General features: G+C 57.7%; 18 protein-coding genes. All 18 read left to right on the forward strand.

What is annotated here, in order from left to right:
* A partial coding sequence (locus tag JRJ26_15565; GenBank protein MBW2058904.1) for a hypothetical protein occupies positions 1–381 on the forward strand: 381 nt, incomplete at its 5' end.
* Between the two features lie 400 nt (positions 382–781).
* Complete coding sequence (locus tag JRJ26_15570) at positions 782–1,930, forward strand: flagellar hook-length control protein FliK (protein ID MBW2058905.1); 1,149 nt, start codon at positions 782–784, stop codon at positions 1,928–1,930.
* 17 nt (positions 1,931–1,947) lie between these two features.
* Positions 1,948–2,619, forward strand: coding sequence for a flagellar hook assembly protein FlgD (locus JRJ26_15575; protein MBW2058906.1), 672 nt, complete (start codon positions 1,948–1,950; stop codon positions 2,617–2,619).
* A 24-nt stretch (positions 2,620–2,643) separates the two neighbouring features.
* Complete coding sequence (locus JRJ26_15580) at positions 2,644–3,945, forward strand: flagellar hook protein FlgE (GenBank protein ID MBW2058907.1); 1,302 nt, start codon at positions 2,644–2,646, stop codon at positions 3,943–3,945.
* Between the two features lie 255 nt (positions 3,946–4,200).
* The gene (locus tag JRJ26_15585) at positions 4,201–4,968 is read left to right on the forward strand and encodes a MotA/TolQ/ExbB proton channel family protein (GenBank protein MBW2058908.1); all 768 of its coding nucleotides are present in this window, start codon (positions 4,201–4,203) and stop codon (positions 4,966–4,968) included.
* A 30-nt stretch (positions 4,969–4,998) separates the two neighbouring features.
* On the forward strand, positions 4,999–5,694 hold the full coding sequence (locus JRJ26_15590) for a flagellar motor protein MotB (protein ID MBW2058909.1): 696 nt from the start codon (positions 4,999–5,001) through the stop codon (positions 5,692–5,694).
* 13 nt (positions 5,695–5,707) lie between these two features.
* Entirely contained in the window at positions 5,708–6,520 is an 813-nt protein-coding gene (locus JRJ26_15595) for an OmpA family protein (GenBank protein MBW2058910.1), read from the forward strand.
* A gap of 96 nt (positions 6,521–6,616) precedes the next feature.
* A complete protein-coding gene (locus JRJ26_15600) occupies positions 6,617–7,135 on the forward strand; it encodes a flagellar basal body-associated FliL family protein (GenBank protein MBW2058911.1) in 519 nt (172 codons plus the stop codon).
* 69 nt (positions 7,136–7,204) lie between these two features.
* Entirely contained in the window at positions 7,205–8,185 is a 981-nt protein-coding gene (fliM, locus tag JRJ26_15605; protein MBW2058912.1) for a flagellar motor switch protein FliM, read from the forward strand.
* Complete coding sequence (gene fliN, locus JRJ26_15610; GenBank protein ID MBW2058913.1) at positions 8,185–8,586, forward strand: flagellar motor switch protein FliN; 402 nt, start codon at positions 8,185–8,187, stop codon at positions 8,584–8,586. The genes fliM and fliN overlap by 1 nt, the downstream gene beginning before the upstream one ends.
* Positions 8,587–8,597: 11 nt before the next feature.
* Positions 8,598–9,062 carry a flagellar biosynthetic protein FliO gene (gene fliO, locus JRJ26_15615; protein MBW2058914.1) on the forward strand — a complete coding sequence of 155 codons (465 nt, stop codon included), beginning with the start codon at positions 8,598–8,600 and terminating at the stop codon, positions 9,060–9,062.
* Between the two features lie 16 nt (positions 9,063–9,078).
* A complete protein-coding gene (fliP, locus tag JRJ26_15620; protein ID MBW2058915.1) occupies positions 9,079–9,816 on the forward strand; it encodes a flagellar type III secretion system pore protein FliP in 738 nt (245 codons plus the stop codon).
* A 16-nt stretch (positions 9,817–9,832) separates the two neighbouring features.
* On the forward strand, positions 9,833–10,102 hold the full coding sequence (fliQ, locus tag JRJ26_15625) for a flagellar biosynthesis protein FliQ (protein ID MBW2058916.1): 270 nt from the start codon (positions 9,833–9,835) through the stop codon (positions 10,100–10,102).
* A 234-nt stretch (positions 10,103–10,336) separates the two neighbouring features.
* Entirely contained in the window at positions 10,337–11,107 is a 771-nt protein-coding gene (fliR, locus tag JRJ26_15630; GenBank protein ID MBW2058917.1) for a flagellar biosynthetic protein FliR, read from the forward strand.
* 10 nt (positions 11,108–11,117) lie between these two features.
* Positions 11,118–12,182 carry a flagellar biosynthesis protein FlhB gene (flhB, locus tag JRJ26_15635; GenBank protein ID MBW2058918.1) on the forward strand — a complete coding sequence of 355 codons (1,065 nt, stop codon included), beginning with the start codon at positions 11,118–11,120 and terminating at the stop codon, positions 12,180–12,182.
* An 8-nt stretch (positions 12,183–12,190) separates the two neighbouring features.
* Positions 12,191–14,281: a flagellar biosynthesis protein FlhA gene (flhA, locus tag JRJ26_15640; GenBank protein MBW2058919.1), complete on the forward strand. Its 2,091-nt coding sequence runs from the start codon at positions 12,191–12,193 to the stop codon at positions 14,279–14,281.
* The gene (gene flhF / locus JRJ26_15645; GenBank protein MBW2058920.1) at positions 14,271–15,428 is read left to right on the forward strand and encodes a flagellar biosynthesis protein FlhF; all 1,158 of its coding nucleotides are present in this window, start codon (positions 14,271–14,273) and stop codon (positions 15,426–15,428) included. The genes flhA and flhF overlap by 11 nt, the downstream gene beginning before the upstream one ends.
* A complete protein-coding gene (locus JRJ26_15650) occupies positions 15,370–16,356 on the forward strand; it encodes a MinD/ParA family protein (GenBank protein MBW2058921.1) in 987 nt (328 codons plus the stop codon). Before flhF ends, JRJ26_15650 begins: the two co-directional genes overlap by 59 nt.

Genomic DNA, 16,356 nt, shown 5'->3' on the forward strand with positions numbered 1-16,356 from the left:
AAGAAGGAACGGGAGGCCCTTAGAAGACGAGAAGAGGCTCTGGCAAAGAGAGAGGAGCGGGTGCGCCAAGAGGAGGCCAGGCTCAGGAAGGTGGAACAGGAGATCGAGAAGAAGCTCGAGACCCTCACTCAGATCCGGCTTTCCCTCCAGGAGTTGATTCAGGAGAAGAAGGGTCTTGATGACGATATCCTCAAGAAACTGGCAAAAGTCTATGAATCCACGCCGCCCGAACAGGCGGGTCCCATGCTCTCCCGTCTCGATGTCAGGCTGGCCGCACAGATTCTGATCCGCATGGACGGCCGCAAGGCGGGCAAGATCTGGGGGTTTGTAAGCCCGGAAAGGGCATCACAGATCAGCTCCGAGATTACCCACCTCAAATGACCGGAAAAGGGGCCCAAGACCTGCTCTTTCGTCTCTCTTCGGGAGAGGAAATAATTGCCCGCCGCGGCAGAATCGCCCTGAAAGACCTTCCATCTATCTGTATAATACGTTGATATTACGGCCAATTTTGAAACAAGATCCTGGCATGGTGATTGCTCAATCGCCGGGAAAGCGGTAATCAGCCATGAATGGGACCATAACCACTCTGAATCTTCTCTCCCGTCACGGAGCCCGTGCCGCGGATCCTTCTCGGTCCTCCCCTCCCGGCCAGGGCAGGGGAGAGGACTCATCCTTTATCGGAGCCCTTCTTGGTGCCATCTCTCTGGCAGGACTCTCGACAGGCGAAGCGGTGTGTTCAGGAGGGTCCGAAGGTCCTATCGACTCCTGCTTGCCGGGAGGGATGGGACTGGAGGGAGGGGAGGGTCCATTGGGATCGCTCCGGTGCCTGAGGGCCGTGGCCGAGGTATTACCCGCAACCATCCGGGGAAACCCCGGTCAAAAGGAAGGGAACGGTTCAGAGTTGAAGGTGGCATTTGGAAGGCTCCTCAAAGGATTGGATCCTGTGAGTTCGGATGGGTGCCCGGAAGCCTTCGAGGAGAATGCCTCTGCAGGGCCAACTCTGGAATGGGGCAAGGAGGGAGGGAAGGGACAAACCCCATCGCCTTTTGAGATCCTGGGGCTTGCCCGAGATTCCGGTCCCAGGGAGGCCGACAGAGGGACGGCAGGGATCAGGCAGGGGGCTGCGGCGATTCCTGAGGCATCTCGGATTCTCGGCCACACTGCCCAGGTAGCCGGGAACCGCGCCTTAGGAGGCGGGAACAGGCGTTTCCCGAGGAGTGGCCCCGGCCGGGATTCATCCGATGGATCGGGAATGCCGGGTGAAAAAGCCGGCGAGAGGATCCTAGCAAGCACCACCCCCGGGTTCAAGCTCCACCCGGTCGCTTCTCAGAAGGCCGGCCAAGGCGGGTCCTTCCTATCCGATCCTCCGGCAGGGAAGTCCGCTCATAGAAGCGGAGGGAACTGGCCTTTCCATAGAAGCGAAAGGGTGACAGGCCTCCAACCGGCCGAGTCGTCCATGCCCGCTGCGACGGGTTCAGGGGGCAGCCGCCCGTCGGCTGTCACGATGGCAGACGGCTTCATGCAGCAGGTCCTGGAGAACCTCAATGTCCGGGGATGGAAGGTAGGCCGGAGGGAAGTCAAGATTCAGCTCCATCCGGAGGAGTTGGGACACCTCCGCATGGAGATCGGTGTCAGAGAACAGCAGGTCGTGGTGAAGATCCATGTAGAGAACCCCTTTGTCAAGGATCTGATCGAGAACAACCTGGGCCAATTGAGAGACGGGCTTCTCGATCAAGGCCTGAAGATGGACGGTTGTTCCGTGACGGTTAGCGAGCATTTCCAGCCTCAATCAGGAGGGGCCGGGGACAACCCGGCCGGGTCCGGAGATCAACCACTCGCAGCGGAGATGGCAGAACCGGAAGAGGGACCTTCACGGCGATCTCTGGGTTCTTATGGGTGGAATCCAGAGGGAGTAAACCTATTCGTGTAGAAGCAGGAGCATAGACCATGATCGTGCAGGATGTGACATACCGTGACCAGGAAGCGGTGGCAGCCACCGGGAGAGGCGAGGTGGGCCGGGATGACTTTCTGAGGCTTCTGTTGACTCAGTTGAGCTACCAGGACCCTCTGAGCCCCATGGACAGCATGGAGTTTACTGCCCAGCTCTCACAGTTCAGCCAGCTCGAGCAGATGCTAGACCTCAACCACAAGCTCGACAGCCTGTTGCTCTACCAGTCTTCCCTGAACAGCTGGCAGGGAGTGGGAATGATAGGGAAAGAGGTCGATGCCGCGGGAGACTGGGTGGAACTGAGCGAGGGGAAGGCCGGAAAGGTTGGCTACAGTCTCGACCAGGATACAAACCGGGTCTCTGTCAGGATTTACGACCCCGGTGGCCGGTTGGTGAGGACACTCGATCTTGGGGCCGAGCACGGAGGCGAGCACCTCATCCAGTGGGACGGGAGGGATGACAACCACGTCCCCCTGCCGGACGGGATCTATGCAATAGAGGTGAGAGCAGGAGCCGGTGAGGAAGCCAGGGCAGTGCCCACCTTCGTGCGGGGAGTGATAACGGGCCTGAGCCTGGAGGGGGACCAGCCCGTGCTTCTTATGGGAAGCCAGGAGGTTCCCTTTGCCGATATCACGGTCGTCAGGGACAATAGCGGGGGCAATCCTACATAGATCATTTCCACAAGGGGGTTAACCATGCTCAGTTCGCTTTATACCGGAATTTCCGGTCTCAGCACGTACGGAAACGCCATGTCGGTCATAGGGAACAACATTGCCAATGTAAACACCACGGGTTTCAAGGCCTCGAGGGTCTCCTTCGCCGACCTTTACAACATGGCCCTGACAAACTCCGCAGTGGGCCAGCTCCAGGTGGGCCGGGGAGTCAGGATGTCGAGCATCGATCAGCTCTTCACCCAGGGTTCCCTCGAGAACACCGGATCGGCCACGGACATGGCTATTCAGGGGGACGGGTTTTTCATAGTGAGTGACGGGTCAGGAACCTACTACACGAGGGCGGGCCACTTCATCTTTGACAGCAACGGCCGCCTCGTCAATCCCGAGGGTTATACGGTCCAGGGCTGGACCCTCAATACTACAACGGGCCTGCCCACCGGGCCGGTCGGGGACCTGACCTTCACGACGACGGCCGTTCCGGCCAGTGCCACGCAGAACTCCTTTGTGGCGGTGAACCTCGATTCCAATTCGACGGCGAACCCCGGAGGAGCCGCCTTTGATCCCACGAGCACGACAACCGCGGAAAACACCTCGAACTACTCTACGAGCTTCGCCGCCTACGATTCCCTGGGTAACTCCCACGTGGTGACCCTCTATTTTCGTAAGACGGCCGCCAACACCTGGAGCTGGTACGGGTGCGTGGACGGAGGGGAGATCACCGGAGGTACGGCCGGACAGCTCGAGATCGAGGCCCAGGGGACACTCTCATTCACCACCAGTGGGGCCCTTGACAACCACACGACAACAGCGTCTGATTTCGACTTCACAGGGGCGGCCCAGAACCAGAGCATCACCTTCGACTTCGGAACCAGCATCACCGGCGAGGGGGGGACCGGCGTCGATGGAACCACCCAGTTCGCCGGAGACTCGACAACATACATGCTCACCCAGGACGGGTATGCCTCCGGTCTTCTCCAGGGGCTCATTGTCGACGATGAGGGGATCATCGTAGGAAGATTCAGCAATGGGCAGACCCAGAACCTTGCCCAGATCGCCCTGGGACGGTTTCCGAGCCCGTGGGGCCTGGAGGCCGTGGGCAGCAACCTTTTCGTTGAGTCGAATGATTCGGGTCAGCCCCTGGTCAATGCACCCGGTACATCCGGACTGGGCAAGATCGCGTCAAATGCCCTGGAGATGTCGAACGTCGACCTGGCCGGTGAGTTTGTCAAAATGATCAGGACCCAACAGGCCTTTACGGCAAACTCCAAGATCATCACCACCACGGATCAGATGCTCACCGAAGTGGTAAACTTGAAGAGATAAAAGCAGGGCTGCTCAAGGGAGATACACCCGAGGGGAATGGGGGATTGGGACCTAGCCCGTTCCCCTTTGGTTTATCTTCTGTCAAAGTGATGACGGTGGCCTGGAGGATTGACAGAAGGGGGGGGGACGGAGGTCCGTGTTTTAGACATAAGTATTTGTAATTACTGTACTTTACGTAGATTCATGCACCCCGGATCCTGGCATATAATTTGCCCTTTTACCACTGCCTGACGCCCTTGTTGAAAGGTTCTTCCCATGGACATTGCGACCTTTTTCGGAGTCTTCTGCGGTTTTGCCCTTGTCATTGTTGCAATCACGAGTGGAGGGGGGATGGCCGCCTTCATAAACATCCCCTCTTTCATGATCGTGGCAGGCGGCACCTTAGGGGCGACTCTTATCAACTACCCCCTCAAGGACGTGCTCAAGGTAGTGGCGATCCTCAAGAATGCGGTTTTTCAGAAGAAGAACACACCGCAGGCATGGATCCCCGTTTTCGTCGACTTTGCCAACAAGGCCAGAAAGGAGGGGGTTCTCTCGCTTGAAGGAACGGTCTCGAAGATGAAGGACCCTTTTCTCAAGAAGGGGATTCAGATGGCCGTCGACGGGCTTGAGCCCCAGAGCATACGGGAGATTCTCGAAACAGAGATAGAGTTCATAAGGGCCCGGCACCGGCTGGGAGTCGACATATTTGCATCGATGGGGGCGTTCGCCCCGGCCATGGGTCTGATCGGGACCCTTATCGGCCTTGTCCAGATGCTCCGATCGATGGAGGACCCGTCCAGCATAGGTCCGGCCATGGCTGTCGCCCTGATAACGACTTTCTACGGGGCAATTATGGCGAACCTCCTCTTTCTCCCCATCTCCGGAAAGCTGAAGACCAGGAGCGAGGAGGAACTCTTCGTGAAGGAACTCATGCTCGAGGGGGTCATGGCCGTAACCAAGGGGGACAACCCGAGAATCGTGGAGCAGAAGCTCCATGCGTTTCTTGCACCGAGGTTGAGGAAGTCCGCCTATGAACGGTGATAGCCGAGATGGACTGTGGAGGAGGTCGAGATGAAGGGGAACTTCGTTGTCCTGATGACGTCCCTGAGCGTCCTGCTTCTCGCATTCTTCATTCTTCTGAACTCGATGGCCGTGATCGACAACCACAAGATCCGGATGGCTCTGGGATCCCTGAGGGGGACCTTCGGGGTCACAAAAGGGGGCATGGGGGGGATGCTCGGAGGCGGGGGGCCTGCCGGCGCCGGCGGTGTCGAAGCATGGAACTATTTGAACCGAATGAACCTCTCTCTCGGGAAGAAAGGAGAGAAACTCGCCGCCCTGGACGAGGTGATCAAAGAAGCAGGTCTTGGAGAAAAGATGGATATCAGCGTGACCCGGGAAGGGACGCGGATTTCCCTGGCCGGCGAGGTTCTCTTCCCCTCGGGCAGCAGCGAACTGACTCCCGAGGGGCGGCTGATTCTCGACAGAGTGGCGGAGGTTATCAGATCCGCCGGTGTGCCCGCCCGGATCGAGGGCCACACCGACAACATCCCGATTCACACGGAGGCTTACAGCTCCAACTGGGAGCTTTCCACTGCACGGGCGGTCAACGTGCTCCGGTATTTCATAGAAGAGAAGGGGATCGCACCCGCGAGACTTTCGGCAGAGGGTTTTGCAGACACACGGCCCAGAGCCCCCAACGACACACCCGAGCATCGTGCAAGGAACAGGCGGGTGAGCTTCGTGCTGCTGGGGACTTTCCTTTAGAGGGGTATGGAGATTGAAGGGGAGAAAAAGAGAGGAGGAGGAGTCAGGTCTCGATCCCAATGCGTGGATGGTCACATTCTCGGACTTGCTGACCCTTCTGCTCACCTTCTTTGTGCTTCTTCTGACTATGTCCTCCATGGACAACAAACGGCTGCGGGAGGCCTTCGGTTTTTTCGGTGGGACAGAGGGTGGACTTGAGACCGAGGGGAAAGGATCGACCACGGAAGTGGCCACCCCTTACGACGTACGATATCCGGGTATGTATGTACTCCCGCCTGGCACGCTCAGATCCGAGGCTTTCCCCGAGATCCGCCTTTCCTGGGGCAAAGGCGAGGGCCGGGCAAAGCCGGTTGCAAGGATGCCCATCCTGAGGGTCGAGCGCGAGCTGAGGAAGGGGATGGAGAGCCTCGGCTTGAACAGAGGCGTAGAGATCAGTAGGGAGGCAGGGGGCCTGGTAGTCCGCTTTTCCGAGGGCGTCCTCTTCGATATCGGGGAGGCTGAGATCGATTTCCAGGGGACCCTGGTACTTGGTAAATGTGGAGAGATCCTCGGCAAGATCCCGAACCGAATCCGGATTGCAGGGCACACAGACGACATCCCCGTGCTGGGTGGACGCTACAAGACCAACTGGGAGCTTTCCACTGCACGGGCGGTCAACGTGCTGAGGTTTTTCACCGAATCCATGGGGCTCGATCCCAAGAGATTCTCCGCCGTGGGCTACGGCAAGTACAGGCCCCTTGTCCCCAACACCAGTCCGGAAAACCGGGCAATGAACCGGAGAGCGGAGATCGCGATTTTATCCAGCCGCCCGGGACAGCCGCTCTGACGGGCGAACCGGTAATGGGGATCCCCTCCCGAGGCGGGGCAGGGAGAACAGGAGAGGGTCTACAGGGAACGAAGTCCGTGCAAGGAGGTTGGCAGTATGGCAGACGAGGAGGTCAAGGAACAAAATTCGGCGTCGCCGGAGAAAAAAAAGGGGAAGGCCAAGCTTATCATAATCCCGGCGGTTCTGCTTTTACTGATGGGAGGTGCCGCCGGAGGGGCTAAGATGGGTCTCCTTCCGATCCCGGGACTGGCCCCCAAGAAGGGCGAACAGGAGAGAGAGCAGCAGGCCGCCAGCAAGAAGCCCGAGCCGGCGATGGGGGTTATCTACCCTATGAAGCCCTTTATCGTAAACCTGGCAGACGAATCGGGCGACCGGTATCTGAAGGTCAAATTCGAATTGGAACTCGACAGCAAGGAGCTGGTACCTGAAATCGAGCAACGGATGCCCCAGCTTACAGACGCGGTGATCATGCTTCTAAGCAGCAGGAGCTACAAGGACCTGGCCAGCTACGAGGGAAAGGACCGGGTGCGCAACGAGCTGATACTCCGGCTGAACAGCTTTCTCGTGACCGGATCTATCAAGAGGATCTTCTTCACCGAATTTGTAATGCAGTGAAAAGACCCCGAACCGGAGGCGATGAACCGGCCGGGTGTCTGGAGCCTTCCTCCGCCACGGAGAGACAGAGTGAGCAAAATCCTTTCACAAGACGAGGTCGACGCCCTTTTAACAGGAATCTCCAAAGGCGATGTGCCTACCGGCACGGACGAACCGAAGGAGACGGGCGAGATCACCCCCTATGACTTCACCAGCCAGGACCGGATCATCCGTGGAAGGATGCCCACCCTGGATATCATAAACCAGCGATTTGTCCGGGGTTTCCGGACCACCTTATCCACACAGCTCAGGAAACTGGTCGACATCGGTGCGGCTTCGACGACGATCATGAAATTCGGGGAATTCCTAAAGACCCTCTTCGTCCCCACCAGTCTCCATATCTTCCGTATGGATCCCATTCGGGGTCAGGCGTTGCTGGTTCTTGAATCCAACCTCGTGTTCTCCCTTATCGACGCTTTTCTCGGCGGAAAGGGGATGATGGACATCAAGATCGAAGGACGGGACTTTACGAACATCGAAAACAGGATCATTCGAAAGGTGGTCGACGCCGCCCTTGCCGACTATGCGAAGGCATGGAACCCCGTATACCCGGTGTCGATCCGGTTCTTGCGGTCTGAGGCCAACCCCCAGTTCGTCGGGATCGTACCATCGGCTGACCTGGTAGTTGTCATCTCTTTTGAGGTTGAGATGGAGTCCTCCGCAGGCAAGCTGATCGTCTGCATTCCGTATGGTTGCCTGGAACCCATCCGCAACCTCCTGCAGGCGGGTTTTCAGAGCGGCCAACCAGAAGTGGATCTGGCGTGGATAGAGAGATTCCGGGGTCGGATAGCTGAGACCCCGGTAATGATATCAGCGGAACTTGGAAGGACGACGATCACGGGAAAGGACCTTCTCGCCCTCGAGGCGGGGGATGTTCTCCTCCTCGACCGAAACACCACGGAAGAATTGGATGTGAGGGTTGAAGGGGTCTTGAAGTTCAGAGGTTATCCCGGAACCTACAGGGGTAACAAAGCAATAAAGGTATCGTCCGTCCTCGCAGGGAGGTCTTGATGGAAAAGGAAGAACAGGCAAAGGCAGAGGGTCAAGCAGCCGAAGCAACCGCAGCCGGCGGCCAGACCGAGAAGAAGCAGCCTCAGGCCGGCAAGGAGCCGCCATCCCAGGGAACCCCGGGGAAGGAGACCGAGGGCAAGGGGAAAAACCTCGACTTCGTCCTTGACATCCCCCTGGAGGTGACCGTTGAGCTGGGCCGGACACGGATGATCATCAACGATCTTCTGCAGTTGGGTCAGGGCTCTGTCATAGAGCTGACAAAACTGGCCGGAGAACCCATGGAAATCCTGGTCAACCAGAAACTGATCGCACGGGGGGAGGTTGTAGTGGTCAACGAAAAGTTCGGCGTTCGGCTCACGGACATCATCAGCCCCATGGAGCGGGTGGAACAACTCCGGTGAAGGAGGGAGCGGTGGAGATCTCGATCCCAGCGGCTGTCGCGGCGTCGAACCTGGCCTTGTCGGGCGCTGAAACAGGGCTCGCAGGATCTTCCAATCTCTTCTCCTCGGCGGTCAGGATGGTTTCGGCCCTTGCCATAACCCTGGGCATCCTCTTTTTTATGGTCTACCTCGTCCGGTGGTTTTTTGCGCGGGGGGGAGCAGCCGTCGATTCCCGAGGGTTGATGCGGGTCATATCCAGAACCTACCTGGGGAACAAACAGAGCCTGGTCCTGGCCGACATAGCAGGCGAAAAGGTAGTCCTCGGTCTCTCTCCCCAGTCCATTACGCTCCTGGCGAAAATCGACTCCAAGGAGAGCCTGGAAAGAATCGCCGGGGTTGAAGGAGATCCCAGCGTGGGGCGGCCCTTTGTCTGGTACCTGGAATCGATCATGGCGAAACGTCTCAAAAGAGAGGAAAGGAACCGTGCCAAGCCGTAGGCTTCCGTGGATCCTCATGGTCGCTCTGATTCTGGCAGGCGTCTTGGCCCTCGTCAGAGTGGGGAGGTCAGAGCCCCTCTCGATCCCACCGATCCACATCGAAGTCGGAAACGGAGACAGGGTCGAAGAGATGACCGTGGGCATGAAGATCCTCTTTCTTCTCACGGTCCTCAGCCTGGCTCCGGCGATTCTGGTCATGGTCACATCGTTTACGAGGATCGTGGTGGTTCTCTCCTTGCTCCGCCAGGCCCTCGGTCTCCATTCCATGCCCCCGAACCAGGTTATCGTAGGACTGGCTCTTTTCCTCACCTTCTTTGTCATGTCTCCGGTGTGGAACCAGGTGAACCACGAAGCCCTCCAACCTTACCTGGCCAAAGAGATATCGGAAAAGGAGGCCATGAAAAAGGCCCTGACCCCCATTCGCGCCTTTATGTTGAAGCAGACAAGGGAGAAGGATCTGAAACTCTTTCTGGATATTTCCAAGGGAGAGCGGCCTCGGAACCTCTCGGATGTTCCCACGATGGTCATCGTACCGGCCTTCGTGACGAGTGAGTTGAAGACGGCTTTCCAGATCGGCTTTTTCATTTACATTCCCTTCATGATCCTGGATATGGTGGTGGCGAGCGTCCTGCTCTCGATGGGTATGCTCATGCTTCCACCCATGATGATAGTCCTCCCTTTCAAGTTGCTTCTCTTCGTACTCGTGGACGGCTGGTATCTCTTGATCGGGTCCCTTGTAAAGAGTTTCGGGTGAAACAGAGGAGGTCTGTATGACACCGGAATACGTAATCGGTTTTGGGCGGCACGCAGTCGAGATAACCCTGCTGGTGGCAGCTCCCATGCTCGGCCTGGGATTGCTGGTGGGCGTCATGGTAAGCCTATTCCAGGCGGTGACCCAGATTCAAGAGATGACTCTGACATTTGTCCCGAAAATCGTGGCGGTCATGGTGGCCATCGTGGTCTTCTCGCCCTGGATGATCCGGATGATGGTGGCATTTACGGCCAGGGTCCTCATGGATATCCCTCTCTATGCCAAGTAGGGGAACCTCCGATTTGTCCGGGGCCCTTGGATGGCTCAAGCCGTCAACCCATTTGCGGGAGGAGGAGGAGGACGTTCGATCGCTTCGCTTGTTCGATCACCGCCGTTCGTTCGAATGGTCAAAAGCCGCGATTTTTGCACGGGTCTGCTTTTGTCGCAGTTTCAAGTGTGGTTTGACGGTTCGAACGGCACGAACGATTCGAGCGTTTTGAAACCTTCAGTACTAGAGGAACACATGTTCGAATTACCCCTGTTTCAGGTTGAAAATTTTGTATTTGTCCTGGTAAGGGTCTCCTCTATTTTTGTCGCTGCCCCGGTTCTCAGCAGTCGCGCCCTCCCCGTCCAACTCAAGGTAGGGCTCGTCCTGTTTCTCACCTTTGCCATGCTTCCCTCGGCCAGGGTGGTCCCCTCAGACTTTCCCGGGAGTCTCCCCCTCCTGGTCATGGGACTCGGTTCTGAGATTCTCCTGGGCGTCGCCATCGGCCTGATGGCGAGGTTGATGCTGGCGACGGTACAGATCATGGGCCAGATGGTGGGGTTTCAGATGGGTTTCGGAATCGCCATGGTGATCGATCCTGCCACCATGGAGCAGCAGGGAGTGATTGCGAGTTTTCTTTCAATGTTCGCAACGCTGATCTTTCTCGTCACCAACGGGCACCATCTCTTCTTTCGGGCCCTTGCGGAAAGCTTCCGTGTGCTGGCCCCTTTTGGGTTCTCGGCCTCTCAGGGATTCGTGGACACTCTGGCTCGGACTTTTCAGAATGTCTTTGTGGTCGCCTTCAGGATGGGTGCACCCATCTTCGCCATCCTGCTCTTTGTATACACCGGTCTGGGCATAATCGCCAGGACTGTCCCGCAGATCAACATCTTTGTGGTCGGATTTCCCCTGACCATCTCCATCGGCCTTGTGGCACTGGGTTTGGTCCTTCCCTATCTCGTCGTTATCGTCAGGGGGATCTTCGGCCAGCTCGGACACGACATAGTGCTTCTTCTGAGAACCATGTGAAGGGAAAAGGATGCCCGATCAGGAGAGAACAGAACGCCCCACCGGCAAGAGAAGACAGGAGACACGACAGAAGGGCCGGGTAGCCAAGAGCCGGGAGGTGAGCAGCTACCTCGTTCTCATGGGTGGGATTGTGATCCTTTATTTTGCCGGATCTTACATGGTGAGGGAGTTGGCTCTCTTCATGAAGACAACCCTTGTCCAGGCGGCCAGCACCCGGATCGAAGGGGACGATGTGGCAGCCACGGTCTGGAGGACCGTAACCATCCTGGCCAAGGTCATGGCTCCTTTTCTGGTGGCTGTCTGCACGGGAGCCGTATTGGGAAACCTCATACAGGTGGGGTTTCTCTTCTCATGGGAGCCCCTTACTCCCAAACTCTCGAAGTTGAACCCCCTTGAAGGGGTGCGGCGCCTCGTATCTGTCGGATCTCTGACCGAACTCGTCAAGTTCATGGCCAAGCTCCTCCTTGTGGGAGCAGTGGTCTACGGGGCGATCAGGAAGGAGATACCCTCGGTCATGCCGCTTGCCGACCAATCGATTCCGATGATCGGCGCCTACATCTGCAAGACCATCTGTAAGATCATGCTCCGCACCAGTTGGGTTCTACTGGCCCTGGCCGTACTGGACTATGCGTACCAACGCTGGGAGTTCGAAAAAAGCATCAAGATGACAAAACAGGAAGTTAAGGACGAATACAAACAGAGTGAAGGGGACCCGTTGGTCAAGTCGAGGATTCGCCGGGTCCAGAGGGAGTGGGCCAGACGCCGAATGATGGAGGCGGTTCCTGAGGCCGACGTGGTAATAACCAACCCCCTCGAGCTGGCCGTCGCCGTCGCGTATAGGAACGAGACCATGGCCGCCCCCCGGGTCTTGGCAAAAGGGGCGGGCGCCGTGGCCGAAAGGATCCGGCAGATCGCCAGGTCCCACGGGATTCCCATCGTGGAGAACAAGCCTCTGGCCAGAGCTTTGTTCAAAGAGGTCGATGTGGGCGAGCAGATTCCAGCTACCCTGTACAAGGTCATGGCAGAAGTTCTGGCTTACGTCTATCGAATCAAGAACCGCCTAGGACGACCTTGAGGGACCGGATGGATATACAGAACTCCATGCCCTTACCATCGGTGATGAAGAACAGCGACGTGGTTGTGACGGTTGGAGTGGTCTTGATCCTGGTCTTCATGATCCTTCCGTTACCGACCTTCCTGCTCGACGTATTGCTTACACTCGATATAACCCTGGCAATCATCGTCATCTTCGTGGCCATGTATACCAGGAACCCGCTGGAATTCTCTGTTTTTCCGTCCCTTCTGCTGATCGCCACCCTGTTTCGTCTGTCCCTGAATATCGCATCGACCCGGTTGATCCTTCTCCATGGGAACGAGGGAACAACCGCCGCCGGCCATGTAATCAAGGCTTTCGGGGCCTTCGTTGTCGGGGGAAACCCCGTGGTGGGGCTGATCGTCTTTGCCATCCTCGTAGTGATCAACTTCGTGGTCATAACCAAGGGCGCCGGGAGGATCGCCGAGGTGGCTGCGAGGTTCAACCTGGATGCCATGCCCGGAAAACAGATGAGCATCGATGCAGACCTCAATGCCGGGCTCATAACCGAGAGCGAAGCCCGGAACCGGAGAGCCAAGATTGAAAAGGAGGCGGACTTCTACGGCGCCATGGACGGGGCCAGCAAGTTCGTAAGGGGCGATGCCGTGGCAGGCATCATTATCACCCTCATCAACATCATGGGTGGATTGATCATAGGTGTCCTCCAGCAGAAGATGACCGTATCCAGGGCCGTGCAGGTCTATACGCTGCTCACCGTTGGTGACGGCCTTGTCTCGCAGATCCCCGCTCTGATTATTTCAACCGCTGCCGGCATCGTGGTGACCAGGGCGGCCCAGGATGTGCATCTGGGCAACGCCATGGTGGGTCAGATATTGGTTCAACCGCGGGCCATAGTCATAGCTTCCGTGATCCTCTTTCTGTTCGGACTGGTTCCGGGTCTTCCACAACTTCCCTTCTTCCTGGTCTCCCTTCTGACCGGGGGGATCGCTCTGACTCTGATTCGCGGCAGGAGAGGGGCAGAAGCAGAGGATGAAAGGGCCGGAGCAGGGGGTGCCGGTCCCGAAGAGGTCGAGCCGCTGCAGGTGCTGCCCCTTCCAGACCCACTGGGGCTTGAGGTGGGGTACGGTCTTATTCCTCTGGTGGACAGCGAACAGGACGGGGAGCTCTTGGGCCGTATTCGGTCCATGCGCAAGCAGTTTGCCCTTGACATGGGGATGATCTTCCCGCCGGTTCACATTCGCGACAACCTCCAACTCCCAGCCACTGGATACTCGATCCTGATCAAGGGGAACGAGGTGGCAAAAGGGGAATTCATGCAGGGGCATCTCTTGGCCATGAAGCCCGCCAGGGGTCCGGAGAAGCCCGTGGGGATCCCTACGCGAGAGCCTGTCTTCGGTCTGCCTGCCGAATGGATTCTCGAGGGGGAGAGGGAGAAGGCCCAGATCGAGGGTTACACAGTGGTGGACCACTGTACCATCCTGGCTACCCATCTCTCCGAGATCATAAAATCCCATGCCCACGAGCTCCTTGGGCGCCAGGAGGTTCAGTCCCTCATGGACAACCTGGCAAAAGACTATCCGAAAGTGGTCGAGGAATTGGTTCCCCACCTCCTTTCGCTCGGGGAGGTTCAGAAGGTCCTCCAGGGTCTTCTGAGAGAACAGGTCTCCATCCGCGATCTTCTCACCATTCTGGAGACCTTGGCCGACTATGCTCCCATGACAAAGAACGTTACTCATCTGACAGAATACGTGCGCCAGGCCCTGGCCCGGACGATTGTCAGGCCCTATCAGGGGGATGACGGGCGGATCAGTCTGATCACCCTCGATCCCCGAATCGAAAATGCCATCTCGGAGGCGATCCAGCATACCGAAAAGGAATCGTATCTCTCTCTCGAGCCTCAGATAGCCCAAAAGATCCTGAGCCGGACCCGCCAGGCCATGGAGGAATTCCTGGCCGCCAATCTTCAGCCGATCGTTCTCTGTGCACCGGTGATACGCCCACATTTCAAGAAGCTGACCGAGCGGTTCCTCCCGAGGCTGGTGGTTCTGTCCCACAATGAGATTCCAGAGAGTGTAACCATTCAGTCCAAGGGAATGGTGGGGTGGAGCGATGCAGATTAAGCGGTATGAGGCCCGGAGCATGAGGGACGGTCTGGAACAGGTCAAATCCGACCTGGGTGCAGAGGCCATCATCCTGTCGGCCAAGAATATCGAACCGCCGGCCGGGTTGCGGGGGGGCGGGCAAAGGGTGGAGATCATTGCCGCCAATGACCTCAGTGCCCCGGAGAAGGTGCATCCGGCGGGCCCTGCCATGTTGGATGTGGAACCAGAGCTCGAGCCGATAAAGGATGACATCAGGCAACTCAAGGACCTTGTGTCCCGCCTGGTCTTCCCCAGGGTCCCGTTGCCCCGGGGCTTTGACGGGGTTTTTCAGGAGATGGTCTTCCAGGGGGTGCGGGATGAGGTCGCCCTTAAACTGGTCCTCGAGGCCGTCGAAAACCTGGGAAACTCGGGGGACGGGAAGCCTCCGGAACGGAAGGCCGTGATCGAGCAGGTGATCCAACGATTCCCTCCTCCGGCACCCATCCTGCTGGAAAGGCCGGGCCGGCGGACGGTTGTCGCCCTGGTGGGCCCCACAGGCGTTGGAAAGACAACCACCCTGGTGAAACTCGCCGCCCTTTTTGCACTGAAAGCACGGAAGAGAGTTGCCCTCGTTACGGTCGATTCTTACCGGATCGCCGCCACGGAACAGTTGAAGGTCTATGGAAGAATCATGGATCTGCCCGTGGTGGTGGTGGAGAATCGTCGAGAGATGGAGGAGGCCCTGAGCCGTCTGGAAGGTGTGGACTTGGTCTTGATCGATACCGCCGGCCGCACTCACAGGGATAGGCTCTGGATTCACCAGCTCAAGGGTTTTTTTGCGGATCTTCCCGTGATGAAATGCCTCGTTCTCTGCTGCCACACGAAGCAGGGAGATCTGGACGAGATCGCAGGTCGATTCCGCCTTCTCGGACTCGACCGACTGGTCTTTACCAAGCTCGACGAGGCTGCCACCTTCGGCGCGATCCTCAACACGGCCTTTTCGACGGGATTGGCTCTCTCCTATCTGACCATCGGCCAGAGGGTCCCAGAAGACATCTGCGAGGCCTCGCCCAGAATCGTTTCCCAGTTGATCTTTTCCAGGCCTGGCGTGAAGGAGGCACGAGCAGATGAGAGAATCGGAAAAGCATGGAGGACTGCTGGAGGGAGAACCCAAAGAGGAGAATGACATGGATCAAGCCAAGACCCTGAGGAGAATGATGGAAGAGGGCAAGGAGGGTGTCCCTGAGGAGAAATCCCGCGGGGGAGAGGCAGCAGATGCCGTTCAGGTCGTTGCCGTGACCAGCGGGAAGGGAGGTGTGGGGAAAACCAACGTGGTCGCCAATCTCGCCTACTCCCTCTGCCGGCTCAAGCGGCGTGTGCTGATACTCGATGCGGACATGGGGTTGGCAAACCTCGATGTTCTCCTGGGTCTGGTACCCAAATACACGATCCAGCATGTTCTCACGGGTGAAAAGACACCCGAGGAGATAATAATCGAGGGACCGGGTGGGATGAAGATCCTCCCGGCAAGCTCCGGGATCCAAGAACTCACTGAACTCACTTCCCAGCAGAGGATGGCCCTCTTGAGCCAGTTGGAGTCTCTCAACCAGCGGACCGACGTGCTTCTCATAGACACGCCCGCGGGGATTTCGCCGAATGTGATGTTCTTCAATACCATGGCTAACGAGATCGTCATAATCGTGTCGCCTGAACCCACGTCGATTACAGACGCCTATGCCATGATCAAGATTCTGACCACGCGATACGGCGAGAAGTACTTCCACCTCCTGGTCAACTTCGTCCGGGACGAGTCAGAGGGACTGGAGGTCTACCGCCACCTCAGCATGGTGACAGAACGTTTCCTGAACCTTTCGGTCCGGTACCTCGGCTTCATCCCAATTGACAGCCACATCCAAGAGGCGGTCAGACAGCAGAGGGCGGTTGCCGAAATCTTCCCCAACTGCGCGGCCGGCAGGAGTTTCCTGGCTCTTGCCAAGAAGGTGGCGGGCCTTTCAGTGCCTTCCACGCCGAGGGGAAACCTCAATCTGTTCTGGCAGTCCCTGATGGGAAGGCCGACGGACCACCGGGGCGAGGGGATTCTTCCGCGATTCTGA

Source organism: Deltaproteobacteria bacterium (genome assembly GCA_019308905.1).
Taxonomy (GTDB): Bacteria; Desulfobacterota; BSN033; order WVXP01; family WVXP01; genus JAFDHF01.

Bases quoted from the DNA above. Each gene is read 5' to 3' on its own strand.
- JRJ26_15570 (MBW2058905.1), top strand. From the start codon at position 782: ATGGGACTGGAGGGAGGGGAGGGTCCATTGGGATCGCTCCGGTGCCTG.
- JRJ26_15575 (MBW2058906.1), top strand. From the start codon at position 1,948: ATGATCGTGCAGGATGTGACATACCGTGACCAGGAAGCGGTGGCAGCC.
- JRJ26_15580 (MBW2058907.1), top strand. From the start codon at position 2,644: ATGCTCAGTTCGCTTTATACCGGAATTTCCGGTCTCAGCACGTACGGA.
- JRJ26_15585 (MBW2058908.1), top strand. From the start codon at position 4,201: ATGGACATTGCGACCTTTTTCGGAGTCTTCTGCGGTTTTGCCCTTGTC.
- JRJ26_15590 (MBW2058909.1), top strand. From the start codon at position 4,999: ATGAAGGGGAACTTCGTTGTCCTGATGACGTCCCTGAGCGTCCTGCTT.
- JRJ26_15600 (MBW2058911.1), top strand. From the start codon at position 6,617: ATGGCAGACGAGGAGGTCAAGGAACAAAATTCGGCGTCGCCGGAGAAA.
- fliN (MBW2058913.1), top strand. From the start codon at position 8,185: ATGGAAAAGGAAGAACAGGCAAAGGCAGAGGGTCAAGCAGCCGAAGCA.
- fliP (MBW2058915.1), top strand. From the start codon at position 9,079: ATGGTCGCTCTGATTCTGGCAGGCGTCTTGGCCCTCGTCAGAGTGGGG.
- fliQ (MBW2058916.1), top strand. From the start codon at position 9,833: ATGACACCGGAATACGTAATCGGTTTTGGGCGGCACGCAGTCGAGATA.
- fliR (MBW2058917.1), top strand. From the start codon at position 10,337: ATGTTCGAATTACCCCTGTTTCAGGTTGAAAATTTTGTATTTGTCCTG.
- flhB (MBW2058918.1), top strand. From the start codon at position 11,118: ATGCCCGATCAGGAGAGAACAGAACGCCCCACCGGCAAGAGAAGACAG.
- flhA (MBW2058919.1), top strand. From the start codon at position 12,191: ATGGATATACAGAACTCCATGCCCTTACCATCGGTGATGAAGAACAGC.
- flhF (MBW2058920.1), top strand. From the start codon at position 14,271: ATGCAGATTAAGCGGTATGAGGCCCGGAGCATGAGGGACGGTCTGGAA.
- JRJ26_15650 (MBW2058921.1), top strand. From the start codon at position 15,370: ATGAGAGAATCGGAAAAGCATGGAGGACTGCTGGAGGGAGAACCCAAA.